The sequence below is a fragment of the Mesorhizobium sp. RSR565B genome (assembly GCF_054719465.1).
Window position 1 is genome coordinate 2,463,770 of record NZ_JBTTIE010000001.1, and the last position, 24,196, is coordinate 2,487,965.

Annotated in this window: 27 protein-coding genes; 21 read left to right on the plus strand and 6 right to left on the minus strand. The window is 63.8% G+C overall.

Translation table 11 applies throughout. The annotated features are described in order from the left end of the window. The first annotated feature begins 18 nt into the window (after nucleotides 1–18). The 5 genes from odhB (at nucleotide 19) to lpdA (ending at nucleotide 4,668) form a co-directional block, all read left to right on the plus strand. Entirely contained in the window at nucleotides 19–1,311 is a 1,293-nt protein-coding gene (gene odhB, locus ACYG9R_RS11980) for a 2-oxoglutarate dehydrogenase complex dihydrolipoyllysine-residue succinyltransferase (protein ID WP_023683869.1), read from the plus strand. Nucleotides 1,312–1,321: 10 nt separating this feature from the next. Then, on the plus strand, nucleotides 1,322–1,906 hold the full coding sequence (locus ACYG9R_RS11985) for a hypothetical protein (RefSeq protein ID WP_023702620.1): 585 nt from the start codon (nucleotides 1,322–1,324) through the stop codon (nucleotides 1,904–1,906). Continuing rightward, the gene (locus ACYG9R_RS11990; protein WP_023824355.1) at nucleotides 1,903–2,418 is read left to right on the plus strand and encodes a hypothetical protein; all 516 of its coding nucleotides are present in this window, start codon (nucleotides 1,903–1,905) and stop codon (nucleotides 2,416–2,418) included. Before ACYG9R_RS11985 ends, ACYG9R_RS11990 begins: the two co-directional genes overlap by 4 nt. Then, complete coding sequence (locus ACYG9R_RS11995; protein WP_023726044.1) at nucleotides 2,415–3,170, plus strand: SDR family oxidoreductase; 756 nt, start codon at nucleotides 2,415–2,417, stop codon at nucleotides 3,168–3,170. Before ACYG9R_RS11990 ends, ACYG9R_RS11995 begins: the two co-directional genes overlap by 4 nt. A 91-nt stretch (nucleotides 3,171–3,261) precedes the next feature. Continuing rightward, entirely contained in the window at nucleotides 3,262–4,668 is a 1,407-nt protein-coding gene (gene lpdA / locus ACYG9R_RS12000) for a dihydrolipoyl dehydrogenase (protein WP_023824354.1), read from the plus strand. An 846-nt stretch (nucleotides 4,669–5,514) separates the two neighbouring features. Here the strand turns inward: lpdA and ACYG9R_RS12005 are convergent. Beyond that, nucleotides 5,515–6,576, minus strand: a complete 1,062-nt coding sequence (locus ACYG9R_RS12005; protein ID WP_023726046.1) for a TraB/GumN family protein — start codon at nucleotides 6,574–6,576, stop codon at nucleotides 5,515–5,517. Nucleotides 6,577–6,649: 73 nt separating this feature from the next. Beyond that, a complete protein-coding gene (locus ACYG9R_RS12010; protein WP_023747380.1) occupies nucleotides 6,650–7,588 on the minus strand; it encodes a tyrosine recombinase XerC in 939 nt (312 codons plus the stop codon). A 118-nt stretch (nucleotides 7,589–7,706) separates the two neighbouring features. On the opposite strand from ACYG9R_RS12010, the gene rimM reads away from it, so the two are divergent. Together rimM and trmD are read left to right on the plus strand one after the other, a co-directional pair. Further along, nucleotides 7,707–8,306 (plus strand): ribosome maturation factor RimM, encoded by a 600-nt coding sequence (gene rimM / locus ACYG9R_RS12015; protein ID WP_023715860.1) that lies wholly within the window; start codon nucleotides 7,707–7,709, stop codon nucleotides 8,304–8,306. Next, a complete protein-coding gene (trmD, locus tag ACYG9R_RS12020) occupies nucleotides 8,303–9,001 on the plus strand; it encodes a tRNA (guanosine(37)-N1)-methyltransferase TrmD (protein WP_023726048.1) in 699 nt (232 codons plus the stop codon). The genes rimM and trmD overlap by 4 nt, the downstream gene beginning before the upstream one ends. On the opposite strand, the gene ACYG9R_RS12025 is transcribed toward trmD, so the two are convergent. Further along, nucleotides 8,983–9,735, minus strand: a complete 753-nt coding sequence (locus ACYG9R_RS12025; protein WP_023683874.1) for a sulfite exporter TauE/SafE family protein — start codon at nucleotides 9,733–9,735, stop codon at nucleotides 8,983–8,985. The genes trmD and ACYG9R_RS12025 overlap by 19 nt on opposite strands. A gap of 326 nt (nucleotides 9,736–10,061) precedes the next feature. Here ACYG9R_RS12025 and rplS point away from each other — a divergent pair, with 326 nt between their 5' ends. The 7 genes from rplS (at nucleotide 10,062) to leuC (ending at nucleotide 16,104) form a co-directional block, all read left to right on the plus strand. Further along, the gene (rplS, locus tag ACYG9R_RS12030; protein WP_023726049.1) at nucleotides 10,062–10,622 is read left to right on the plus strand and encodes a 50S ribosomal protein L19; all 561 of its coding nucleotides are present in this window, start codon (nucleotides 10,062–10,064) and stop codon (nucleotides 10,620–10,622) included. Nucleotides 10,623–10,776: 154 nt separating this feature from the next. Beyond that, nucleotides 10,777–11,205 (plus strand): organic hydroperoxide resistance protein, encoded by a 429-nt coding sequence (locus tag ACYG9R_RS12035; protein WP_023694503.1) that lies wholly within the window; start codon nucleotides 10,777–10,779, stop codon nucleotides 11,203–11,205. After that, nucleotides 11,202–11,699, plus strand: a complete 498-nt coding sequence (locus tag ACYG9R_RS12040) for a MarR family winged helix-turn-helix transcriptional regulator (protein WP_023726050.1) — start codon at nucleotides 11,202–11,204, stop codon at nucleotides 11,697–11,699. Before ACYG9R_RS12035 ends, ACYG9R_RS12040 begins: the two co-directional genes overlap by 4 nt. A gap of 237 nt (nucleotides 11,700–11,936) precedes the next feature. Further along, nucleotides 11,937–12,737 carry a transporter substrate-binding domain-containing protein gene (locus ACYG9R_RS12045; protein ID WP_023687705.1) on the plus strand — a complete coding sequence of 267 codons (801 nt, stop codon included), beginning with the start codon at nucleotides 11,937–11,939 and terminating at the stop codon, nucleotides 12,735–12,737. Nucleotides 12,738–12,906: 169 nt separating this feature from the next. Then, the gene (locus tag ACYG9R_RS12050; protein WP_023710216.1) at nucleotides 12,907–13,722 is read left to right on the plus strand and encodes an amino acid ABC transporter permease; all 816 of its coding nucleotides are present in this window, start codon (nucleotides 12,907–12,909) and stop codon (nucleotides 13,720–13,722) included. 58 nt (nucleotides 13,723–13,780) lie between these two features. Further along, on the plus strand, nucleotides 13,781–14,416 hold the full coding sequence (locus tag ACYG9R_RS12055) for a class I SAM-dependent DNA methyltransferase (protein ID WP_023710215.1): 636 nt from the start codon (nucleotides 13,781–13,783) through the stop codon (nucleotides 14,414–14,416). A gap of 278 nt (nucleotides 14,417–14,694) precedes the next feature. Beyond that, nucleotides 14,695–16,104 carry a 3-isopropylmalate dehydratase large subunit gene (leuC, locus tag ACYG9R_RS12060; RefSeq protein ID WP_023752703.1) on the plus strand — a complete coding sequence of 470 codons (1,410 nt, stop codon included), beginning with the start codon at nucleotides 14,695–14,697 and terminating at the stop codon, nucleotides 16,102–16,104. A gap of 108 nt (nucleotides 16,105–16,212) precedes the next feature. Here the strand turns inward: leuC and ACYG9R_RS12065 are convergent, their stop codons facing one another. Next, nucleotides 16,213–16,524, minus strand: a complete 312-nt coding sequence (locus ACYG9R_RS12065; protein WP_023670517.1) for a hypothetical protein — start codon at nucleotides 16,522–16,524, stop codon at nucleotides 16,213–16,215. Nucleotides 16,525–16,686: 162 nt separating this feature from the next. On the opposite strand from ACYG9R_RS12065, the gene ACYG9R_RS12070 reads away from it, so the two are divergent. Further along, nucleotides 16,687–17,883: a GGDEF domain-containing protein gene (locus ACYG9R_RS12070; protein WP_023698369.1), complete on the plus strand. Its 1,197-nt coding sequence runs from the start codon at nucleotides 16,687–16,689 to the stop codon at nucleotides 17,881–17,883. 37 nt (nucleotides 17,884–17,920) lie between these two features. Here ACYG9R_RS12070 and ACYG9R_RS12075 read toward each other — a convergent pair whose 3' ends face one another. Then, nucleotides 17,921–18,292 (minus strand): hypothetical protein, encoded by a 372-nt coding sequence (locus ACYG9R_RS12075; protein ID WP_023687709.1) that lies wholly within the window; start codon nucleotides 18,290–18,292, stop codon nucleotides 17,921–17,923. Nucleotides 18,293–18,545: 253 nt separating this feature from the next. On the opposite strand from ACYG9R_RS12075, the gene ACYG9R_RS12080 reads away from it, so the two are divergent. From ACYG9R_RS12080 to ACYG9R_RS12105, 6 genes are all read left to right on the plus strand, one after another. After that, on the plus strand, nucleotides 18,546–19,016 hold the full coding sequence (locus ACYG9R_RS12080; RefSeq protein ID WP_023687710.1) for a hypothetical protein: 471 nt from the start codon (nucleotides 18,546–18,548) through the stop codon (nucleotides 19,014–19,016). Between the two features lie 240 nt (nucleotides 19,017–19,256). Beyond that, on the plus strand, nucleotides 19,257–19,676 hold the full coding sequence (gene sdhC, locus ACYG9R_RS12085) for a succinate dehydrogenase, cytochrome b556 subunit (protein WP_023683884.1): 420 nt from the start codon (nucleotides 19,257–19,259) through the stop codon (nucleotides 19,674–19,676). Then, nucleotides 19,676–20,074, plus strand: coding sequence for a succinate dehydrogenase, hydrophobic membrane anchor protein (gene sdhD, locus ACYG9R_RS12090; protein ID WP_023710213.1), 399 nt, complete (start codon nucleotides 19,676–19,678; stop codon nucleotides 20,072–20,074). The genes sdhC and sdhD overlap by 1 nt, the downstream gene beginning before the upstream one ends. A gap of 1 nt (nucleotide 20,075) precedes the next feature. Beyond that, a complete protein-coding gene (sdhA, locus tag ACYG9R_RS12095) occupies nucleotides 20,076–21,905 on the plus strand; it encodes a succinate dehydrogenase flavoprotein subunit (RefSeq protein WP_023687711.1) in 1,830 nt (609 codons plus the stop codon). A gap of 40 nt (nucleotides 21,906–21,945) precedes the next feature. Next, complete coding sequence (locus ACYG9R_RS12100; RefSeq protein WP_023670510.1) at nucleotides 21,946–22,725, plus strand: succinate dehydrogenase iron-sulfur subunit; 780 nt, start codon at nucleotides 21,946–21,948, stop codon at nucleotides 22,723–22,725. Between the two features lie 152 nt (nucleotides 22,726–22,877). Continuing rightward, on the plus strand, nucleotides 22,878–23,507 hold the full coding sequence (locus tag ACYG9R_RS12105) for a YceH family protein (protein WP_023683887.1): 630 nt from the start codon (nucleotides 22,878–22,880) through the stop codon (nucleotides 23,505–23,507). A 209-nt stretch (nucleotides 23,508–23,716) separates the two neighbouring features. Here the strand turns inward: ACYG9R_RS12105 and ACYG9R_RS12110 are convergent, their stop codons facing one another. Next, on the minus strand, nucleotides 23,717–24,142 hold the full coding sequence (locus ACYG9R_RS12110; protein WP_023807689.1) for an OsmC family protein: 426 nt from the start codon (nucleotides 24,140–24,142) through the stop codon (nucleotides 23,717–23,719). Between the last annotated feature and the right edge of the window lie 54 nt (nucleotides 24,143–24,196).

Here is a 24,196-nt window from a genome sequence, read left to right on the forward strand (position 1 = left end):
AGAAACGGAACAGGCACAATGGCTACCGAAATCCGCGTTCCCACTCTCGGCGAATCCGTCACCGAGGCGACCATAGGCAAGTGGTTCAAGAAGGTCGGCGATGCCATTGCCGTCGACGAGCCGCTGGTCGAGCTCGAAACCGACAAGGTGACGGTGGAGGTGCCTGCCGCCGCCGCCGGCACGCTGGGCGAGATCACCGCCAAGGAAGGCGAGACCGTCGGCGTCGGCGCGTTGCTGGGTTCGATCTCGGCAGGCGTCGCCACGGCCGCCCCGGCGTCCAAGCAGGAGACCAAGCCGCAAGCTGTGTCGCAGGCGTCGAGCCCCGACGCGGCACATACGACCAAGCAGGCCGCGGCCGAGACCGCCAAGATAGCCGGCGATGCCGGGCCGGTCGAGCCGCGCACAATGCCGCCGGCGCCAGCTGCCGCAAAGCTGATCGCCGAGAACAATCTGTCGGTCGACCAGGTTTCTGGCTCGGGCAAGCGCGGCCAGGTGCTGAAGGGCGACGTGCTCGACGCGATTTCCAAGGGCGCGCCGTCGCAGCCGGCCGAAATTCCGAAGGCCGCACCGGCTCCGGTCGCCGTGCGTGCGCCGTCCTCGGGCGACGATGCGTCGCGCGAGGAGCGCGTGCGCATGACCAAGCTGCGCCAGACCATTGCGCGCCGGCTCAAGGAAGCGCAGTCGACCGCCGCCATGCTGACCACCTTCAACGAGGTCGACATGTCGGCGGTGATGGCGCTCAGGACCAAGTACAAGGACATCTTCGAGAAGAAGCACGGCGTGAAGCTCGGCTTCATGGGCTTCTTCACCAAAGCGGTTACGCACGCATTGAAGGAAATCCCCTCGGTCAATGCCGAGATCGACGGCACCGACATCATCTTCAAGAACTATGCCCATATCGGCGTTGCCGTCGGCACCGAAAAGGGTCTCGTCGTGCCAGTGGTGCGCAATGCCGACCAAATGTCGATTGCCGAGATCGAAAAGGATATCGGCCGGCTGGGCATTGCCGCGCGGGACGGCAAGCTGTCGGTCGCCGACATGCAGGGTGGTACGTTCACCATCTCCAATGGCGGCGTTTACGGCTCACTGATGTCGACGCCGATCCTCAATGCGCCGCAGTCCGGCATTTTGGGCATGCACAAGATCCAGGACCGGCCGGTCGTGGTCGGCGGCCAGATCGTGATCCGGCCGATGATGTACTTGGCGCTGAGCTACGATCACCGTATCGTCGACGGCAAGGAAGCCGTGACCTTCCTGGTCCGCGTCAAGGATAGCCTGGAGGATCCCGAACGGCTGGTGCTCGATCTGTGAGTGATCCGGGATGGCCGAGCCCGCCCAGCCGATCGACCTGTTCGAACTCCTGACGACTGGCCGCGCGGGTCCTCTCGAACTCGGCAAAAGCAGCCGTGAGGCGGTTCGACAACTGATCGACGCGGAGGATGTGCGGGTGGACGGTCATTATCGCCACGGGGACACGGAGTCCGCGTGGTGTATCTATGGCGCCAATTGCGAATTCTTCTTCAGCCCCGATTTTCGCTTGCGATCGATCAGCGTCGAGCCTTCCAAGACCGCCTTGGCACTCAATGGCATGATGGCGACCTGGCGCGGCGATTTCGAACTCAATCTGGGAAGACATCCAACCATTCTGGCTGGCAACGACCCGATTGCATTTCACGCGTTGCCGAAAGCGCTGCAGGTCCTGAACAAGCCTGAGTTCAATTGGGCAATCGGTGGCGGCGATGAGCGCGACATCTATATCGAACTGTCGGAAGGCTCCCGCTATTTGACCCTCAAGTATGAGATCAACACCATTCCGGTGGACGGGGATGCGAAAATTGTCTTTGAGATAGATTACTTTCTAGCAGCGGTCTTCCTTGTCGACCGGGATGTTCAGGGCGACGAATGACAATCCGGTCCTTCCGCATTTCGCAGCGTGTTCTGGCCCTGTCGCTAGCAGCAGCGGTGGCGACGCCGATCCCCGCACACGCCGCCTGCCCTCTGGCCCTTGCCGTTTATGGCGATGCCGAGAGCGAGGCCGGCATTGATTTCCGGCCGACGACGGATGCGGTCACCGTCACCAACTCGTTCAAGATGGTGCTCGACAAGGGCATCGTTCTCGACGGCATCGTCATGTGGACATCGGGCGTTTCGCGGCCGCACGGATCGCTGATGTACAAATGCCCGACCGGCGACGTCACCGGTGACGAGCTTGCCGGCTGCACGGTGTGGCAGGGTGTCGTCTACAGCGCCGACGACAAGGGCAACATTGCGCTGTTGGCAGCCGAAAGCACGGACGCGCCGCAGAGCCTGATCTTCCCCGATCTCGGCCCGTCGCTGCAGATGTCGTCGGCCTTCGGTCCGAAAGGCTTCTCGAAACTGCCGTGGGATGTGTTTCTGCTGAAGGGCTGCCAGGAATGAGTGCATCGCAAAAAGTGCTTCTGGTCACCGGCGGCAGCCGCGGCATTGGTGCGGCCACTTGCCGGCTTGCGGCGAAGGCCGGCTACCGCGTCGCGGTCAACTATGCCGCAAACGAGGCCGCGGCCCAGGCGCTGGTCGCCGAGATCGAGGTCGGTGGCGGTGAAGCGATAGCGGTCAAGGGCGATGTCGGCGTCGAGGCTGACATCGTCGCCGTGTTCGAAGCCGTCGATAGCGCCTATGGCCGGCTCGACGCCCTGGTCAACAATGCCGGAATCGTCGACGTCAAGGCGCGCGTCGATGAGATGAGCCTGGCGCGGCTGGAGCGCATGATGCGCATCAACGTCATCGGCTCGTTCCTGTGCGCGCGCGAAGCGGTCAAACGCATGTCGAGCAAGCATGGCGGCCAGGGCGGCGCCATCGTCAATATATCGTCGGCGGCGTCGCTACACGGCTCGCCCGGCGAATATGCCGACTATGCAGCGTCCAAGGCGGCGATCGACACTTTTACGCTCGGCCTGGCGCGCGAAGTCGCGACCGAAGGCGTGCGCGTCAACGCGATACGGCCGGGCATCATCGACACCGAGATCCACGCCTCGGGCGGCCAGCCGGACCGGGTCGAGCGGTTCCGCGACATGCTGCCGATGAAACGCGCCGGCACGGCCGATGAAGTCGCGCATGCGGTTCTCTATCTTTTGTCGGATGAGGCGTCCTATACGACGGGCGCGATCCTGAATGTCAGCGGCGGCCGCTGAAGGCCACAAATCAAAGGGATAAAGCATGATGTTCTCCGAAAACCGCTTCACACTTTTCGGCATCATCCTCTAGGCAAGAAGGACACCCATCATGGCTTATGACGTCGTTATCATCGGATCGGGACCGGGCGGCTATGTCTGCGCCATCAAGGCGGCGCAGCTCGGGCTGAAGGTCGCGGTGGTCGAGAAGAACGCGACCTTCGGCGGCACTTGCCTCAACATCGGCTGCATCCCGTCCAAGGCGCTGCTTTATGCCTCGGAGATGTTCGCCGAAGCGGGCCATTCCTTCGATACGCTGGGCGTCGAGATACCGGCGCCGAAACTCAATCTGAAGAAGATGATGGCGCACAAGGATGCGACCGTTTCGGCCAACGTCAACGGCGTCGCCTTCCTGTTCAAGAAGAACAAGATCGACTCGTTCCGCGGCACCGGCAAGGTGGTCGCCGCCGGCAAAGTGTCGGTGTCGGGCGAGGACGGCAAGGTCGAGGAGATCGAGACCAAGAACATCGTCATTGCCACCGGCTCCGATGTCGCCGGCATTCCCGGCGTCAAGGTCGGCATCGACGAGAAGGTGATCCTGTCGTCGACCGGAGCGCTGTCGCTGGAGAAAGTGCCTGGCCATCTGGTGGTGGTCGGCGGCGGCGTCATCGGGCTGGAGCTTGGCTCGGTATGGGCGCGGCTCGGCGCCAAGGTCACCGTGGTTGAATTCCTCGACACCATCCTGGGCGGCATGGACGGCGAGGTTTCCAAGCAGTTCCAACGCCTGCTTTCGAAGCAGGGTTTCGAGTTCAAGCTCGGCGCCAAGGTGACCGGCGTTGCCAAGGCCAAGAAGGGCGCGACCGTCACCTTCGAACCGGTCAAGGGCGGGGCGGCCGAGACCATCGAGGCCGACGCGGTGCTGATCTCGACCGGACGCCGCGCATATTCGGACAGCCTTGGACTGAAGGAAGCCGGCGTCGAGGTCGACGAGCGCGGCCGGGTCAAGATCGACAGCCATCTCAGGACAAACGTCGCCGGCATCTACGCCATCGGCGATGTCATCGCCGGACCGATGCTGGCGCACAAAGCCGAGGACGAAGGCGTGGCGGTGGCCGAGACCATTGCCGGCCAGGCCGGCCATGTGAACTACGACGTCATCCCGAGCGTCGTCTACACCAGCCCGGAAATCGCTTCGGTCGGCAAGACAGAGGAAGAGCTGAGGAAGGCCGGCATCGAATACAAAACCGGCAAATTCCCGTTCACCGCCAACGGCCGCGCGCGCGCCATGCTGCACACAGACGGCTTCGTGAAGATCCTCGCCGACAAAGCCAGCGACCGCGTGCTCGGCGTCCACATTGTCGGCTTCGGCGCCGGCGAGATGATTCATGAGGCGGCGGTGCTGATGGAATTCGGCGGCTCATCCGAAGACCTCGCCCGCACCTGCCACGCGCATCCGACAATGTCGGAAGCGGTCAAGGAAGCGGCGCTGGCGACGTTCTTCAAGCCGATCCATATTTAGGGAAACGCTGGAGGGACAGCACCCCCCTGTGTCCTGCCGGCCAATCTCCCCCTCAAGGGGGGAGATTGGACTTCACCGCCGCGTCGCGAGCTTTCAAGTTTCTCACGTTTCTAACCCGGCGCTGTTCGTGAGACAGCCGATCTCCCCCTTGAGGAGAGATGTCCGGCAGCACAGAGGGGCGGTGAAGAATTCGCGACGCTCGCTGATAGGCACCCAAACAAAACGGCCCGCTTTTCAGCGGGCCGTTCTTGGTTGGAATCAAGATGCCAGATCAGTTGGCCAGATTATGGGCTCGGCGCCGGAGCAGGCGCGGGCGCCGGGGCTGGCGCAGGAGCCGGTGCGGGCGCAGGGGCTGGTGCGGGAGCCGGTTCGGCGGGCTTCATCGGCTCAGCCGGTGCAGGTGCGGGCGCCGGTGTGCTGGCTGCCGGCGGCTCTGCGGGCGCAGGATGTTCGCCGCTTCTGCCGAAAACATAGTACGCGACAATCGCAAGGATGACGACGACCAGCGCAATCAGCCAGCCGCTGCCACCACCCGACCTGGGCGCTGGATCGTTAGGGTTCGCCATAAAAGTGTCCTCCGTGGATGAAAAGCATCAATCAACACCCCTCAACGCGCAACCGTTGAACGGGTTCATACTAGGCCTTCAAATTGACGAACGCAGGAAAATTCTGATTCGCAACCGCTTGTTGGCCTGTATTTCCCCCGCAAAATCAATCACGAACGAGGTAGAACGAGCTTAGCTGGCCTTTTCCGCCAAAAATAGGGCCAACCGCCTCCGCTTTGCGAATCAGTTGCGCACCGCACAGAGCCGGCTTACGTGATTCGGTATTCAAGACGGGCGCTGCTCAGTCGACGGCGGTGACGGTATAGCCGGCCTTGCGAAAATCCTCGACCAGGCCTTCGGGGCCGGGAAGATGCATGGCGCCGACGGCCATGAAGGCATTGCCCTTGGCCAGGATCCGTGCGGCATGGTCGGCCATGACCTTGTTGCGGCCGGTGATCATCGTCCGGTCGAATTCGGCGTAACCTGCGTCGTCTTCGTCGGGCGAGATCGAACGCAACAGCGGCCAGAAGGTGCCGGTGTCGCCGCGCTGGTAAAGCACGATCATGGTTTCGTTGATGTCGTTTATCTTGTCGCCGAGCTTCAGGGTCTCGACCAGCCCCTTGATGTGGAACGCAAGCGGCAGCGAGGCCATGGCGCGCAGCTGGCTGGCTGCGGTCTCCAACCCTTCCACCGGCTTGCCATTAGCCTTGGCGTCCTGCGCCAGCTTGACGTCGAGAACCGGTGCGCCGCCTGCCTGACGGGCGACCTCACAGACCGGCAGCGCGACCATGGCCGACAGCAGCCACGGCTTCATCTTGGAGACGCTCGCCGGCGGAATGCCGCGCGCATCGAGCCCTTTGTTCACCACCGCCGCATCCTCCGCCGACAACAGCGACGACAACGTCGTGTTGTCGGTGAACATCATCAGCTCGGGTTCCTTGAGCATGGCCTCCATCATCTTCTGCTTGTCGAGCACGTCGGTGGTCTCGATGATGATGGTGCCGGCAGCGTCATAGGCTTTCCTGGCTGCCGGCGGCAGAGTGGTCACGCGCGGGTCGGTCATGTGCATGGTGCCGAACAGGAAGGATGGCTTTTCGCCTGATTTCTCCAGCTTCCACAACAGGCCCTTGCCGTTCAGCGTCGCTGCTGCTTCCGTCTCGATCCTGGAATAGGTGGCGGGGTCTTCCTTCTGCAGGGCCGACAGCAGATCGGCGCCGGCGCAGGCCGGGGCTTCGGCATGCGCCCTGCCCATGGCAAGCAGCAGCACGATGAGGAAAGACAGGAAAAACAGGGCGTTGAGCGCGACGAGCAGCTTCAGCGACACAAGGGCGGCGCGGTCGGCGATGGCAAGGGCGCGTTTCATGGTGCGGTTCTAGGACTGAAAAGCGGCGAAACGGTTAACCGACGTGGGGAAATTGTCCTGGACTAATACAGTGTCACGCGCGGGGATGGGCGGATTCGTAAATCTCGAGCAGTCTTGCGGTGTCGACGCCGGTATAGACCTGCGTCGTTGACAGGCTGGCGTGGCCGAGCAGTTCCTGGATGGTGCGCAGGTCGCCGCCGCGCCCGAGCAGATGGGTGGCGAAGGAATGGCGCAACGCGTGCGGCGTCGCGGTGTCGGGCAGGTTCAGCGCCGAGCGCAGCCTGGCCATGTCGCGCTGGACGATGGCCGGGTTGAGCGGCCCGCCGCGGGCGCCGCGAAACAGCAGGCCCTTGGGATCGAGATGATAGGGACACAGTTTTCGGTATTCGGCGATTGCCCTGAGCGCCACCGGCAGCACCGGCACCAGCCGTGTCTTGCCACCCTTGCCGGTGACGCGCAGCACGGTGTCGGCTTCCGATGCCAGGTCGGCGGCGCTGAGGCCCAGCGCTTCGGAAATGCGCAGGCCCGATCCATAAAGCAGCGTCAGCACGGCGGCGTTGCGGGCGGCGATCCAGGGCTCTTCAGCCAGCTGGCCTTCCACCGACACGACATGTTTGGCATCGCTGGCGGTCAGCGGCTTGGGCAGCGATTTCGGCTGGCGCGGCGCGCGCAACGCAGCGGCACCGGCGGCATTGGCGAGACCGCGCCGTTCGAGGAAGCGCAGCAGCGAGCGGATGCCGGCGAGGCCGCGTCCGAGCGTGCGGGCGCCGGCGCCGGCGTTGCGCCGCGCGGCAAGAAAGCCGCGCAGATCGGCCGGGCGCAGAGTGGCGATGTCGGAAAGACCAGGCGAGCCGCCGCAATGCCCTGTGAGGAAATGCAGGAACTGGCGCGTGTCGCGCTCATAGGCTTCGACGGTCGCCGGCGCCAGCCGGCGCTCGCGCGCCAGCATCTTCAGCCAGCTTTCGCGCGCTGCCTGGAGGTCGGGTTTTGCCGGGATGAGAAATTCCTGCATGCCGCCATTGTCAGGCAGCCGGGTTAGGAAGCGGTGAAGAACCTGTCATTGAAATGGCCACGGGCGATCATTGAAATGACGCCGGTAGGGCGTTAGAGCAGGGCAAAGGATATCAGCCATGTCGAAGCCCCAGAACCCCGTGCAAATGGCCGTGATCGGCGCCGCCCACGGCATCAAGGGCGAATTGCGGGTGAAGACTTTCACTGGCGAGCCGATGGCGCTGGCCGATTATGGGCCGCTCTATGCCAAGGACGGCCGCGCCTTCCAGATCATCGACATCAGGCCCGCCAACACCGTCGTGGTGGTGCGCTTCAAGGGCATTGCCGATCGCAATGCCGCCGAGGCGCTGGCCGGAACCGAGCTGTTCGTCGACCGCTCGATGCTGCCCGACGATGGCGAGGAGGACGAATTCTACCACGCCGATCTCGTCGGACTTGAAGTCCGCGACGATAAGGGCGCGGTCATCGGCAAGGTGGTGGCGGTGCATAATTTCGGCGGCGGCGACATTCTCGACGTTACCCTCGGCGGGCGCAAAGGCGTGCTGATCCCGTTCACCCAGGCCGCCGTGCCTCAGGTTTCGATCGCCGAAGGTTTTCTCCGCGTCGACCCGGCAGCCGCCGGCCTTGTCGAGGATGAGGATGGCGACGCGCCGCGCGAAGAAGATTTCGACGCGAAGGGCCGACCGCGCGGGCCGCGCGAAGCCGGAGGCAACCGGTGACGTTCAAGGCTTCGGTGCTGACGCTCTATCCCGAGATGTTTCCGGGCGGGCTAGGCCTGTCGCTGGCCGGACGGGCGCTCGAAGTCGGGACATGGTCGCTGGAAGCTATCCAGATCCGCGACTTCGCCAGCGATCGCCATCACACCGTCGACGACACGCCGGCCGGCGGTGGCGCCGGCATGGTGATGCGCGCCGATGTGCTGGCCAAGGCGATCGACCACACGTCGCCGGCGGGCGATCCGCGGCCGCGTTTGCTGATGAGCCCGCGTGGAAAGCCGCTGACGCAGGCGCACGTGCGCGAACTGGCTGGCGGGCCAGGCGCCGTCATCGTTTGCGGCCGGTTCGAGGGCGTCGACCAGCGGCTGATCGAGGCGCGTGGACTGGAAGAGGTCTCCATCGGCGATTTCATCCTGTCGGGCGGCGAGCCGGCGGCGCTCGTACTGCTCGACGCCGTTGTGCGGCTGTTGCCCGGCGTCATGGGCAATGCGGTGTCGGGCGAGGAAGAAAGTTTCGAGAACGGCCTGCTCGAACACCCGCATTACACGCGGCCACAGGAGTTCGAAGGCCGCCCCATCCCCGACGTGCTGGTCTCCGGTAATCACAAGAAGATCGCCGCGTGGCGGCGCGCCGAGTCCGAGAAGCTGACCAGGGAGCGCCGGCCGGATTTGCTCGCCGCTCAGCCCTTGGCAAAATAGTAGACGGCGAGAAACAGGCCGACGGCGATGACGAAGCCGCGTACTGCGTTTTGCGGCACGCGCTTGGCGATCCAGACGCCGGCATAGCCGCCGAGCGCGCCGCCGGGGATCATGACGATTGCCTGAGGCCAGGCAACAACGCCGCCGGAAACGAAGACCAGTATGGCAACGGCGGCGATGACCACGGCCAGCATGTTCTTCAGCGCGTTCAGCCGGTGATAGTCGCCGGATTGCGTCAGGCCGAGCGTCGCCAGCATCATGACGCCCATGCCGGCGCCGAAGAAGCCGCCATAGATGGCGGTAGCGAACTGCGCCAGCGAACCGGCCAGAGAGCCGACCGTGGCTTCATGCCCAGGCTTCGGCGTTGGTTTCAGCCACGGCCCGGCGGCGAACAAGGCGGTTGCGGCCAGCAGCAGCCACGGCACGAGGGCGCGGAACGACGGATTTGAGAGCGCCAGCAGGATGAGCGCACCAGCCAGCGCGCCCAAAGCCGAGATCAGGCAAAGCAGCAGCGCGCCGCGCCAGAAATGCTTGATGTCGGTCCAGTAAGCCAGCGTCGAGGTGATGTAACCGGGAAACTGCGTTACCGAGGACGTGGCGTTGGCGACGATCGGCGGCAGGCCGGCCAGCGTCATGGCGCCGAAGGTTATGAAGGTGCCGCCGCCGGCAACCGCGTTGACGGCGCCTGACAGAAAACCCGCGAGGAAGAGCAGGACTGCGTCGAAAACAGACATTGTGAGGCCGCCGGACAAGTGTGCTGCTCCCGGATTAGGAAGCTTGAAGGGCCGGCGCAACCCTGCACTGGACGATTGCGTGGTGGCATGCGACCAAAAAAGACAGGGCCAAGGCGTGACAAGTCAGTGAAATAGCTGTATGTGCCCGCCCGTACTGGCGAGAAAAATCTCCCGGACCCGTCAACAATGACGGTGTAGTCGCCCCTGCCCAATGTTTCGAAGACAAGATGTCTCGGGGACAAAGGGCATAGCCGAGCGGTCAATGGAACTGCAAGGCGAGTGTCGGACGCTCTGACTGTCGGAAGAACAAGAAGTGGACTATTGAGATGGATATCATCCGTCAGCTCGAGGCCGAACAGGCCGCCAAGATCGAAGCCAAGCGCAAGCTTCCCGAATTTCAGCCCGGCGACACCGTGCGCGTCCAGGTCCGCGTGACCGAAGGCACCCGCACCCGCGTCCAGGCCTATGAGGGCGTCGTCATCGCCCGCGCCGGCGCCGGCTTCCAGGAAAATTTCACCGTCCGCAAGATCTCCTACGGCGAAGGCGTCGAGCGCGTTTTCCCGGTCTACTCGCCGATGGTCGAAGGCGTCGAGATCGTGCGCCGCGGCAAGGTGCGCCGCGCCAAGCTCTATTATTTGCGCGACCGTCGCGGCAAGTCGGCCCGTATTTCGGAAAACACCGGCGTGCGCGCCCGCAAGCTGAACGATGAGGAGCGCGACGCGCTGAACGCTGAGAAGGCCCGCATCGAGGCCGAGAAGGTCGCCGCCGTGCAGGCGCTGGCAGCCGAGAAGGCCGCGCAGGAAGCCGCCGAGAAGAAGGCCGTCGACGAAGCCGCCAAGGCCGCCGACGAGGCTGCAAAGGCGGCGGAAGCGACCCCGGCCGAATAAACCTGGTCCAAGGATTTTGAAAAGGCGGCTTCGGCCGCCTTTTTTCGTTTCACCAGACTGTGAACGATTGCCGGCCGAGAGTTTGGCCATGGCTGTTGACTCGAATTATCTTGTACACTAAATGATAGTGTAACAAATAAAATGGAGAACTGACATGGCACTCTACACCACACAGGCTCGCGTCACCGGCGGCCGCGCCGGCCACGGCGAGACCAGCGACGGCCTGCTGAAGGTCGACCTCGCTTTGCCGAAGGAGCTCGGCGGACAGGGTGGCGCCACCAATCCCGAGCAGCTGTTCGCGGTCGGCTATGCCGCCTGCTTCGAAAGCGCCATCCGCTTCGTCGCGCGCAAGCAGAAGCTGCCGCTGGACGATGCGGCGGTGAGCGCCACCGTCAGCCTGCTTCCCAATGGTGAAGGCTTCAAACTTGGTGTCGCACTGGCCGCGGAGACCAAAGGCCTTGATCAGGCTGCGGCGGAAGCGCTTGTATCGGCAGCGCATCAGATTTGCCCCTATTCCAATGCGATCAAAGGCAATATCGAGGTGGCGCTTTCGACCGTGGCGCTTCCGGCAAAGGCAGCATGACGACGAAGACCGAAACCAGGGCCAGCGAAGTCCCGGCGGACACCGCCGGGAGGATCGCCGTTCCGCGCCTCGACCAGCAGCTCTGCTTCGCGCTCTATTCGGCGAGCGGGCTGATGACCAAGCTCTATCGGCCGCTGCTTGACCCGCTCGGCCTGACCTATCCGCAATATCTGGCGATGCTGGCGCTGTGGCAGCGTGCGCCGAGCACGGTCGGCGAACTCGGCGAGGCGCTGGGGCTGGATTCGGCGACATTGACGCCTCTGCTCAAGCGGATGGAAGCGGCTGGTCTCGTCACCCGCCGTCGCGATCCAGCCGACGAGCGCCGCGTGCTGGTCGAACCGACTGCCAAGGGCCAGGCGCTGCGCGCCCGCATCAAGGACGTATCCGCAGGCCTTGCCTGCGCCATGCCGCTGGAAGTCGAGGAGCTGAAGTCGCTGCACCGGACCTTGACCGGATTTGTCGCCAAGCTGCGTGAGGCTACGTCACCATCCTGATCCGTCATCTGACGGGTTCCCGTGTCCAGGAGGGGCCTGGTTTGCCGGCGGCGCAATCACGGAATAAATTCCGACCACGGGGCGTTCTAAAACCGCGTTGGTTGAAGGCATTGGAATCCGCTTTCACCGGACGCTGAGCACCGGACCGGCTTGCAAGCCGTCTGCGGACGGCTAAAGTCGCGCCTGGATTTTCATGCGAGCCCGGCTGCAAGCGGGCTTCTCATCCTGGAGCGTGTCATGACCAAATCGAAGCTGCTGCTGGCCGCCCTCGCGGCCTGTTTCCTCGCGCCCGTCGCTGCATGGGCGGCCGATGCGCTGCCCGATCTCGGCGGCAAGAAGGTCGTGGTGGTGACGGAAAACGCCTATCCGCCGTTGCAGTTCATCGACGCCAAGACCGGCAAGCAGATCGGCTGGGAGTATGACGCGATGGACGAAATCGCCAAGCGGCTGAACTTCAAGGTGGAGTACCAGAACACCTCCTGGGACGCGATGATCCAGGCGGTTTCCGACAACCAGTACAACATTGGCATGACCGGCATCACCATCAAGGACGACCGAAAGGAGAAGGTCGATTTCTCCGACCCCTATATGCGTTCGGAGCAGTTCATGCTGGTGCGCGCCGATGAAAGCCGCTTCACCGACGCCAAGACCTTCGCCGCCTTCAAGGACGGGTTGATCGGCGCGCAGGCCGGAACGACGCCGTTCTACACCGCCGTCTACAGCGTGCTCGACGGCAATGAGCAGAACCCGCGCATCAAGCAGTTCGAGACCTTCGGCGCTTCGGTGCAGGCACTGAAATCCGGCGACGTCGATGTCGTCCTGACCGACGGCACCGCCGGCAAAGGCTATGTCGATGCCTCCGGCGGCAAGCTCAAGCTGATCGGCGGCCCGCTCGGCACCGAGGATTTTGGCTTCATCTTCCCGAAGGGCTCGGACCTGGTGAAGCCGGTCAACGCGGCGATCGCGGCGCTGAAGGCCGACGGCACGATCGAGGCGCTCAACAAGAAGTGGTTTCTCGACTACAAGATGGGGCAGTGATGTCCGACTCCTTACCCTCCCCCTTGTGGGGAGGGTCGATCCGCGAAGCGGAGCGGGGTGGGGGTGCCAGCGCCGGCGCTTTGTCACCACCCCCACCCCGGCTCACCAGCTTTGCGATGCAAAGCTTGTTCGCCGACCCTCCCCACAAGGGGGAGGGTGAAGCGCCCTGATGGCCACGCCCCACGCCTCAACCCCAAAATCCGATTTCCCCTGGTGGCTTGCCGCCGCGATCGCGCTCGCCGTCGTCGCTGCGCTCTCCATTGCCGCCAGCGATCTCTACGCCCAGGTTTTTGCCACCGTCGCCAAAGGCATCGGCATCACCATTCTTGTCACCGTGGTCGCCTTCGCGCTGGCTTCCGCCGTCGGGCTCGGCATTGCGCTGATGGGGTTGTCGGGGTCGCGTTGGCTCAAGCAGATCGCTCGTTTCTATGTCGAGATCATCCGCGGCGTGCCGATCCTGGTGCTGTTGTTCTGGATCGCCTTCGCCGGCGCGCCGGCCTTCGTGGCTGCGTGGAATGCGCTGACCGCGCCGCTGCAAAACGCCGGCTATCTCGGCGAGCTTTTGGTGCGCGACGTGTCGCTGTTGTGGCGTGCGATCATGGCGCTGACCATCGGTTATTCCGCCTTCATCTCCGAGGTCTTCCGCGCCGGCATCCAGTCGGTCGAGAAAGGCCAGATCGAGGCTGCCAAGGCGCTCGGGCTGACGCGCACGCAGCGCTTCCGGCTGATCGTGTTCCCACAGGCGATCCGCACCATCCTGCCGCCGCTCGGCAATGACTTCGTTGCCATGGTCAAGGATTCCTCGCTGGTCTCGGTGCTCGGCGTCGCCGACATCACGCAGATGGGCAAGATCTACGCCGCCGGCTCGTTCCGCTTCTTCGAGACCTATTCGATCGTCGCCTATATCTATCTCATCCTCACCGTCAGCCTGTCGCTGGCGCTGCGGGGGCTGGAGCAACGACTGCGGCGGGCGCAGCAGGAATAGAAGTCCGACGCGGGCACGGCTACGATCGCGGAGGACAGGATTCCGGAGGATGCAGGCGATGACGATCGACAAGGCCAATGCGGCGCTGGGTACCGTCTATTCGGCCGATACGCCGGAAGGGCTGGCCAAGGCCTATGCAGACTGGGCCGCGACCTATGACGGCGAGACCGCTTCGCTCGGCTATCTGCTGCCGTTCCTGATCACCGCCTGGGTGGCGCGCCATGTGAAGGTGGGTGAAGGCCCGCTGCTCGACGCCGGCTGCGGCACCGGCCTGTCAGGCCCGTCATTGAAGGCGCTGGGTTATCACGACATTGCCGGCCTCGACCTCTCCGACGACATGCTGAAGATCGCCGGCAGCCGCAATGCCTATGGCGATCTGAAGCAGGCCATGCTCGGCGGGCCGCTACCCTGGCCGGACGGGCATTTCCGCGCCTTCTTCTCGACTGGCGTGTTCACCATCGGCCATGCGCCGGCGTCCGGCCTGCACGAGCTTGTCCGCATCACCAGGAAAGGCGGCCACGCCATCTTCACCGTGCGCGACCAGGTTTTCGAAAGCGGCGGCTTCCAGGACGTGTTCGACGGGCTGGAACGGGCCGGGAAATGGCAGCCGGTCGAGCAAAGCCCATGGTTCCGCTGCTATGCGATCGCCGAGCCGGATGCGTTGGTAAAGACTTTTGTGTTCGAGGTGCTTTGAGCGCCGCCCTCTTCGCCTTCTCTCACAAGGGGAGAAGCGAAAACACGCCGCAATTGCCGAAAACCGAAAACATTGGTATGAGCCACGCCATGGAAGAGCTTTTTGGCGATCCGGCCTATAAGGGTTTCGTGCTGCAGGACCGAAAACGCCTGCCGTCGCGTTTCTCTTCGCGCATTTCCGGCGCGCTCACCAGCCGACTTAGCTAAGCCGCTTTCGCCGGGCCGAAGGCTTCGGCGCGTCTGCCCTTCCCCTTTTTGCAAATCGACGGATTTACGCACATGAGCGCACCGCGCACCCTCTACGACAAGATTTTCGACGACCATGTCGTCGATCGCCAGGATGATGGCACCTGTCTGCTCTACATCGACCGCCATCTCGTCCATGAAGTGACCAGCCCGCAGGCCTTCGAAGGTCTGCGCATGACCGGCAGAAAAGTCCGGCATCCGGAAAAGACGCTGGCCGTGGTCGATCATAATGTCTCGACCTCGCCGGAGCGCAAATTCGGCATCAAGAACGAGGAAAGCCGCATCCAGGTCGAGGCGCTGGCCAGGAACGCTAGGGATTTCGGCGTCGAATATTACTCCGAAAACGATATCCGCCAGGGCATCGTCCACATCATCGGGCCGGAGCAGGGCTTCACGCTGCCCGGCATGACCATCGTCTGCGGCGACAGCCACACCTCGACGCATGGCGCCTTCGGCGCATTGGCACATGGCATCGGCACCTCCGAGGTCGAGCATGTGCTGGCGACCCAGACGCTGATCCAGCGCAAGGCCAAGAACATGCTGGTGCGTGTCGATGGCCAGTTACCGGAAGGCGTCACCGCCAAGGACATTATCCTCGCCATCATCGGCGAGATCGGCACCGCCGGCGGCACCGGCTATGTCATCGAATATGCCGGTGAGGCGATCCGCGCGCTGTCGATGGAAGGCCGCATGACGATCTGCAACATGTCGATCGAGGGCGGCGCGCGCGCCGGCCTGATCGCGGCCGACGAAACCACCTTCGCCTATGTCAAGGGCAAGCCGCGCGCGCCGAAGGGCGCGTCGTGGGACGCCGCGCTCGAATACTGGAAGACGCTGCAGTCCGACGAGGGCGCGCATTTCGACAAGGTGATCGTGCTCGACGCGGCCAAGCTGCCGCCGATCGTCTCCTGGGGTTCCTCGCCCGAGGACGTCGTTTCGGTGCAGGGCGTCGTTCCCAATCCGGAAGAGATCACGGACGAGAACAAGCGGACGTCAAAGATCCGCGCGCTCGACTATATGGGGCTGACGCCGGGCACGAAGATCACCGACATCACGCTCGACCGCGTCTTCATCGGCTCCTGCACCAATGGCCGCATCGAGGATCTGCGTGCGGTGGCCAAGGTGGTCGAAGGCAAGACGGTGAGTGCGCATGTCGATGCGATGATCGTGCCGGGCTCCGGTCTGGTCAAGGAACAGGCGGAGGCCGAGGGTCTCGACAAGATCTTCATTGCCGCCGGTTTCGACTGGCGCGAGCCGGGCTGCTCGATGTGCCTGGCCATGAACGACGACCGGCTGAAGCCGCATGAGCGCTGCGCCTCGACCTCGAACCGCAATTTCGAAGGCCGGCAGGGCTTCAAGGGCCGCACCCATCTGGTATCGCCGGCCATGGCGGCGGCGGCGGCGATCGCCGGCCATTTCGTCGACATCCGCGACTGGAAATAGCGCAGACTGGTTCAAGCCTGATCTGAGCGTATGCAAAACCCCGAACGGCAACACCGTTCGGGGTTTTGTTTAAAGCGCGCCGCTCTAAGACCCTTGGGGTATTATGCCCTAGCCGGCACGCCGGATGATTTCATGAAATTCCTCCCGGCTGCCGGGTTCGTCGGCCGCGACCACCAGCGCCAGTTCGCGCTCGTCGAAGATCTTGAACCACTCGTCCCATTCGACCAGCTCGTAGCCGCCTGCGTTGACCGGGCGTTCAGGCTGATCCTGGTCCTGATAGGCGTGCTGGCCGAAGACGAGCCTCAGCAACGGCTGCGTTCCGGTTTCGGGCGATACATCGACGATCGCCGGAAATCCGGCGCGCCCTGCGGCCCATGAGCGAATTGCTTCGTGATCGGTCAGCGTGATCGTGTCGGCCATGAACAACTTCTCCTTGATTGCTGTCAGGAAACGCCGGCCTCAGGTCCCGGTTCCGTGCACCAGCTTCATGAGTGGCGACTTGCATATTCGTCCCGGCTTAACCGCTTGTTGGGGCTTGCGCTCTAAGGTCTTCCCGGACGTCAAGCGGGAAGTCACCGTCCTTTGGACACCGGCCTGTTCATAGCGCTGCTCAATCCGACGATCGCGCTGGCGCTCGGCGCGGCGTTCCTCGTGCTATGGTTCTATCAGCGCCACCGGCCCTATCTGGCTGTGCTCGGCACGAGCTATTGCGTGTCCGCGCCCGGCTTCCTGCTGCAGTATTTCACGCTGCCCGGCGGCATGGTGCTGACCAAGCTGGTCTCCAACCTCTGCTTCACGCTCGCCGCCTGCTGCCTCGTCGGTGCGATCATCTCGCGCTACGGCAGGCGCGTGCCCTATATCGCGATCGGCATTCTGGCGGGTGGCGGGATGGTCGCATTCTGCTGGTTCCTGTTCGTCCAGCCGGACTTAACTTGGCGCATCCTGTCGATCAATTTCGGCTTTGGCGGCCTCAGCCTGCTGGTCGCCGCCGAGCTGCGCGCCGTGCGCAAGAACGGCCCGACGGAAAAAATCCTGTTCGTACTGTCGCTGCTGTCCGGGCTGAACTTCATCGGCCGCACGCTGCTCGTCGTCATCTCGCACGGGCCGTTCACCAGCTATGACGGGTTTTATGGCTCGTCCTACTGGACGACGGCGCTTTTGACGCACGCGTTGCTGTCGTTGCTGATCGCGCTCTGCCTGTTCTCGGCAGCTGCGCTCGACGTGATGAAGGCGCTGAAGACCGAGACGCACACCGATCCGCTGTCTGGCCTGCTCAACCGCAGGGGTTTCGAGGAGCGCGCCTTGCTGGTGCTGCAGCATTGCGCTGTTACCAAGGTGCCGGTCGCGCTGGTGCTGGCCGATCTCGATCACTTCAAGGCGCTCAACGACAAATACGGACATGCCGCGGGCGACCAGGTGATCGCCGACTTCGCCGCCAAGCTTCGCGCGGCCGCCGGCACGCGTGCGGTTGCCGGCCGCATCGGCGGCGAGGAGTTCGCCGTGCTTCTGTCGCTGAGCGATCTTGCCACGGCGCGGCTGTTTGCCGAAGCCGTGCGCACGCACTATTCGGCCGGCAGTGTCGACGGGTTGCCGCCGGGCACCAGGGTGACCGCGAGCTTCGGCGTCGCGGCGCGCACCGGCGACGAAGGGCTGGAGCCGCTGATGCGGCGCGCCGACGAAGCGCTCTACAAGGCCAAGAAGAACGGCCGCGACAGTGTGCGATTGTCCTATGAGCGGGCGGAAACGGTGTTCATCCCGGATACAGGCAGCGTCGGTTAGCGTCTCGCTTAAACGGCCTCTCGGCCGTGCCGGATCATCAGCGGCAAGGGCTGAGGTTGGGCATTTCGCCATCGGAGAGGCCGTACATATAGGAGCGGCCCTTCACGAACACCGGCGGCTGGTAGCAGCCACGCCTGGAGATGTGATCCGCCTCGTCTTCATAAAGGACTTCCGGTTCCGCTTCCGGCTGCCCGGCGCTGGTGTAGTCGGACAATTTCTTGGCCAGCCTGCCTTGGCCGACAATGATGCGCTTGTAGCCGGCGGCGCTGTCGATGACGAGATTGCCCAGGGAATCGGCATAGACGCGGTCATGATGGCGCGACCAGGCCATTGCCGGGGCGGCGAAGCCGAGACTGGCTGTCGCCAGCACAAGCGCCGCAAGGCGCGCTCTTCCTGAATTCGAAAGCATGGTGTCCTCTCTGCTGTGGACCCGATCGAATCGGAAATTAACCTTTTCTTAACCTTTGTTAAGAGGGCAGGCGCATCCGGCGGCGATCTCTCGCCAAACATGGTTAATATCCGACGGGATGGAAAACCCGGGCGTCATCATTCGGCCATGCTTGCCCGCACCATCGGCCGCGACGCACACAACTACGCTGACGTCGGGTGAGCTTGATCTTGGTGGAACATCGCGGCTAGTTAGCCGCGCAGGAGGACAGCATATGGCGTTACGCCGGACGTTTCGGGTGACGCTGTTGTCGATCCCTTTGCTGACTGCCGCAGCCTGCGTGCCGCAGAACGGCGCGCCGACGGCGGTGAATACCGTACCACCCACTGTCGCGCCCGCGCCGGCTCAGCAGTCCGCCGCACCTGTGGCGCCCCCGGCTTCCGCAACGGCTCCGACAGCACCTGCCGCACCTTCAGCCAAGATCGTCACCGATCTTACCGCGCCGCGGTCTGCTGTCGGCACGGCAACTTACAGATGCGGCAATGGCGGCATGATCACCATCCAGAACCTCGGCACGGCGTTGCGTGTTGTCAGGCCCGACGGCACGACCGAGGAGTTTGCCGCATCACCCGCCAACCAGTCCAGCCGCTACCAGGAAGCCGCGTCGCATGACGCAATCGTGATCGACGCGCGCGAGGCGCTGGTGATGAAGAGGGGCTCGACACCACAGACCTGCAAACGATAGCCTGGCGTCGATTGCAAAGGAAATGCCGCACTGCAGCGAACGGTGCGCCGGCTTTCGACGGCGGCCAAATCGATTGAAGCGAAACAGCAGCCTTTTGTCAGACTAAATGACGTTTTCAAAACGATTTTCCGGCTTTGACGCGGTGCAAAAAGAGCATTAGAAACCGGCTGTCTGAAGTCATATATCGAGGCGGTGAGTGCCGCTTTCCACCGCGGCTCCGGACATCGAACTGGGGCAGCCATGAGCAAATCACCAGCCACCCGAACCGCCAGACGTGAACGGCCGCTCTCGCCGCACCTGACGATTTACCGCCCACCGATCACCATGACGATGTCGATCATTCACCGCATCACTGGCGGGGCGCTGTATTTCGGCACGCTGCTGGTCGCCGCGTGGCTGATGGCGGCGGCGAGTTCGCAAGGCGCTTTCGATTGGATCAACTGGGCCTTCGGCACCTGGCTCGGCCGGCTCATCCTGTTCGGCTACACCTGGGCGCTGATGCACCACATGCTGGGCGGCGTGCGCCACCTCGTCTGGGACACCGGCGCCGGGCTGGAGAAACACACGGCATCGAAGATCGCCTGGGCGACCCTCGCCGGTTCCATCCTGCTCACGCTGCTGATCTGGGTCGCCGGCTACATGGCGCGGGGAACCTTGTGATGAGCGGCACGAACAACAACGATATGCGCACGCCGCTGGCCAAGGTCCGCGGTCTGGGCTCGGCCCGCGAAGGCACCGGGCATTTCTGGCGACAGCGGCTGACGGCCTTTGCCAACATCCCGCTGATACTGTTCTTCGTCGGGTTCCTGATCGCGCTCAATGGCGCCGGCTTCGCCGAGGTGCGGGCGGCGCTCGCCAGTCCGTTCGTGGCGCTGGTGTTGGCGCTGGTGCTCGTTTCCGGTCTCACCCATATGCGTGTCGGCATGCAGGTCATTATCGAGGATTACGTGCATGCCGAAGGCATGAAGCTGGCGCTGATCGCACTCAGCACGTTTTTCACCATCGCGGTCGGCGTCGCCTCGATCTTCGCCCTGCTCAAACTGGCATTCGGAGGCTGATTTGGCCAAGGACGCGAAATCGGCCACCGGCTATACCTTTGTCGACCACAAGTTCGACGTGGTGGTCGTCGGCGCCGGCGGCGCCGGCCTGCGCGCCACGCTCGGCATGGCCGAGCAGGGCCTGCGCACGGCCTGCATCACCAAAGTGTTCCCGACCCGCTCGCACACGGTGGCGGCACAAGGCGGCATTGCCGCGTCGCTGTCCAACATGGGTCCGGACTCCTGGCAGTGGCACATGTACGACACCGTCAAGGGTTCGGACTGGCTGGGCGACGTCGACGCCATGGAATATCTGGTGCGCGAGGCACCGGCGGCGGTCTACGAGCTCGAGCATTACGGCGTGCCGTTCTCGCGCACCGAAGAGGGCAAGATCTACCAGCGGCCGTTCGGCGGACACATGATGAATTATGGCGACGGCCCGCCGGTGCAGCGCACCTGTGCTGCCGCCGACCGCACCGGTCACGCCATCCTGCACACGCTCTACGGCCAGTCGCTGAAGAACAATGCACAGTTCTTCATCGAGTATTTTGCGCTCGACCTGATCATGGAACCGGACGGCACCTGCACCGGCGTCGTCGCCTGGAACCTCGACGACGGCACTATCCATCGCTTCTCCGCCAAGATGGTGGTGCTGGCGACCGGCGGATATGGCCGCGCCTATTTCTCGGCGACGTCGGCGCACACCTGTACAGGCGACGGCGGCGGCATGGCGGCACGGGCCGGCTTCCCGTTGCAGGATATGGAGTTCGTGCAGTTTCATCCGACCGGCATCTACGGCGCCGGCTGCCTGATCACCGAAGGCGCGCGCGGCGAGGGCGGCTATCTCGTCAATTCCGAGGGCGAGCGCTTCATGGAGCGCTACGCGCCGTCGGCCAAGGACCTGGCCTCGCGCGACGTCGTCTCGCGTTGCATGACGCTGGAGATCCGCGAAGGCCGCGGGGTCGGCAAGAACAAGGACCATATCTTCCTGCATCTCGACCATCTCGATCCGGCCGTGCTGCATGAGCGGCTGCCGGGCATTTCGGAATCGGCCAGGATTTTCGCCGGCGTCGACCTGACCAAGGAGCCGATCCCCGTGCTGCCGACGGTGCACTACAATATGGGCGGCGTGCCGACCAATTACTGGGGCGAGGTGCTGAACCCGACTGTCGAGAATCCTGACCGGGTGTCACCCGGGCTGATGGCGGTCGGCGAGGCCGGCTGTGCCTCCGTGCACGGCGCCAACCGGCTGGGCTCGAACTCGCTGATCGATCTGGTGGTGTTCGGCCGCGCCGCCGCAATCCGCGCCGGCCAGGTCATCGACCGCAATTCGGCGATCCCTTCGCCCAACGAAGCCTCGGTCGAAAACATCATGGACCGCTTCGACCGGCTGCGCCACGCCAATGGCTCGACGCCAACCGCCGTTCTGCGTGAGAAAATGCAGAAGGCGATGCAGGAAGACGCCGCCGTGTTCCGCACACAGGAGTCGCTCGAAAACGGCTGCAAGCGCATTTCGCAGATATGGACCGAGCTCAAGGACCTGAAAGTCTCCGACCGCTCGATGATCTGGAATTCCGACCTGGTCGAGACGCTGGAGCTGGAAAATCTGATGGCCAACGCCATCACCACGGTCTACGGCGCCGAGGCGCGCAAGGAGAGCCGCGGCGCGCATGCGCGCGAAGATTTTTCGGCCCGAGACGACATTATCTGGCGCAAGCATACGCTGGCCCGGCTAAGCGAGGACGGCCAGGTGAGCCTCAGCTATCGTCCCGTGCACACCGAGCCGCTGGTGGCGGAAAAGGACGGCGGCATCAGTCTTGCCAAGATCGCGCCGAAGGCCAGGGTATACTGACCATGGTGCCGAAGCCCGTCATCCGAAAGGATCTGAGGTAATGGTCGAACTCACGCTTCCCAAGAACTCCAAGGTGCAGCCGGGCAAGACCTGGCCGAAGCCGGAGGGCGCCACCAACCTGCGGGAATACCGCATCTACCGCTGGTCGCCCGACGATGACGAGAACCCGCGCATCGACACCTATTTCGTCGACATGGACGATTGCGGGCCGATGGTGCTCGACGCGCTGCTCTGGATCAAGAACAAGATCGATCCGACGCTTGCCTTGCGCCGCTCATGCCGCGAAGGCATTTGCGGCTCCTGCGCCATGAACATCGATGGCTCCAACACGCTGGCCTGCACCAAGGGCTGCGACGACATTTCCGGCGCCGTCAAGGTCTACCCGCTGCCGCATATGCAGGTGGTCAAGGATCTGGTGCCCGACCTCACCAATTTCTACGCCCAGCACGCCTCGATCCAGCCATGGCTGAAGACAGTGTCGCCAGAGCCGGCCAAGGAATGGCTGCAGAGCCATGAGGATCGCGAAAAGCTCGACGGGCTCTACGAGTGCATCCTGTGCGCCTGCTGCTCGACCTCGTGCCCGAGCTATTGGTGGAACGGCGACCGCTATCTCGGCCCGGCGACGTTGCTGCAGGCCTATCGCTGGCTGATCGACAGCCGCGACGAAGCCACGGGCGAACGGCTCGACGATCTCGAAGACCCGTTCCGGCTCTACCGCTGCCACACCATCATGAACTGCGCCCAGACCTGCCCGAAGGGGCTCAACCCGGCCAAGGCGATTGCCGAGATCAAGAAGATGATGGTGGAGCGGCGGGTTTAGTTGAGGCGAGTTCGCTCGCGGCAATCTCGAACGCGGCGATCCTTCGCGCGCCCCTCTGTCCTGCCGGACATCTCCCCCACGGGTGGGGAGATATCCGGTAGGACAGAGAGGTGGGCGCTGTCTCGCCGGCGCTAGAAAGGATACTCAACCCAATGAGCGAAGAGCTTCCAATCCTTAATCCGATCGAAGTCCGTGTGCTCGGCTGCCTGATCGAGAAGAAGGAGCTGACGCCGGATGTCTATCCGCTGACGCTGAATGCAGCACTTGCAGCCGCCAACCAGAAGACGGCGCGCGAGCCTGTGATGGCGCTCGAGCCGACAGAGGTGCATCGGACGCTGAAGCTGCTCGAGCAGAAGGGGCTGGTGCGTCAGATGTTCGGCTCGCGCGTCGAGCGCTATGAGCATCAGATGGCGCAGCGCTTCTCGCTGACGAGGCCGCAGACTGCGGTGATCGGCCTGCTTTTGCTGCGCGGGCCGCAGACGGCGCATGAGTTGCTGGCGCGAGCTGAGCGCATGGCGCGGTTTTCGTCGATCGAAGACCTGCGCGCTGAACTCGACATGCTGATCGGCCGCCGACCGCCGCTGATCCAGGAAATACCGCGCGGGCCAGGCCAGCGCGAGGACCGCTACGTGCATCTGCTCGCAGGACCGGTGGACGTCGCGGCGTTATCGGTGCAGCGGAGCGCGCCGGCCTTGCCTGCTTCCGACCTGGAAGCGAGATTGGAGGCTCTGGAGCAGGAAGTCGCAGCCCTTCGCGCCCGGCTTGATGCGCTGGGCGCCTAATAGTTATCCGAGACGTTGGTGGGACAGCACCCCCCTCTGGCCTGCCGGCCATCTCCCCCTCAAGTGGGGAGATCAGATGTCACGCCGGCCTTCGCCAATCACGAACGTCGAAAGAAAGTGCCAGCTACCGAGCTTCCAATCTCCCCGGGAGATGCCCGGCAGGGCAGAGGGGGGCGCGAAGAATCGCTACCCCGGGCAAAATCGGCGGATCACCCCAGCTTCGCGTCGAGCGACACTGCGATGGCCCCCAGTGCCTTCGAAACCGGGCACTCCGCCTTGGCCTTCTCGGCCAGTTCCTTGAACTTCGCCGCATCAATGCCCGGCACCTTGCCGATCAGGGTGATGGCGCTGCCGGTGATGCCGGTGCCGGGCACCAGCGTCACCACCGCCTTGGCGTCGAGCTCGGTGGCGGGCGTGCCGTTCTCGGCCAGGAAATGCGACAGCTGCATGGCGTAGCAGCCGGCGTGTGCCGCCGCGATCAACTCTTCGGGATTGGTGCCGGATTTGCCGCTCTCGTCCTCGAAGCGAGCCTTGAACGAATAGGGCGTGCCCTTCAAGGTGCCGCTCTGGCTGTCGAGCGTGCCCGTGCCCTCCTTCAGATTGCCTTTCCAGACGGCGTTTGCGGTACGGTCCATAGAATTCTCCTTGATTACAGCGACAGCGCCGGCCACGCGGCGTTCCCTCCAACT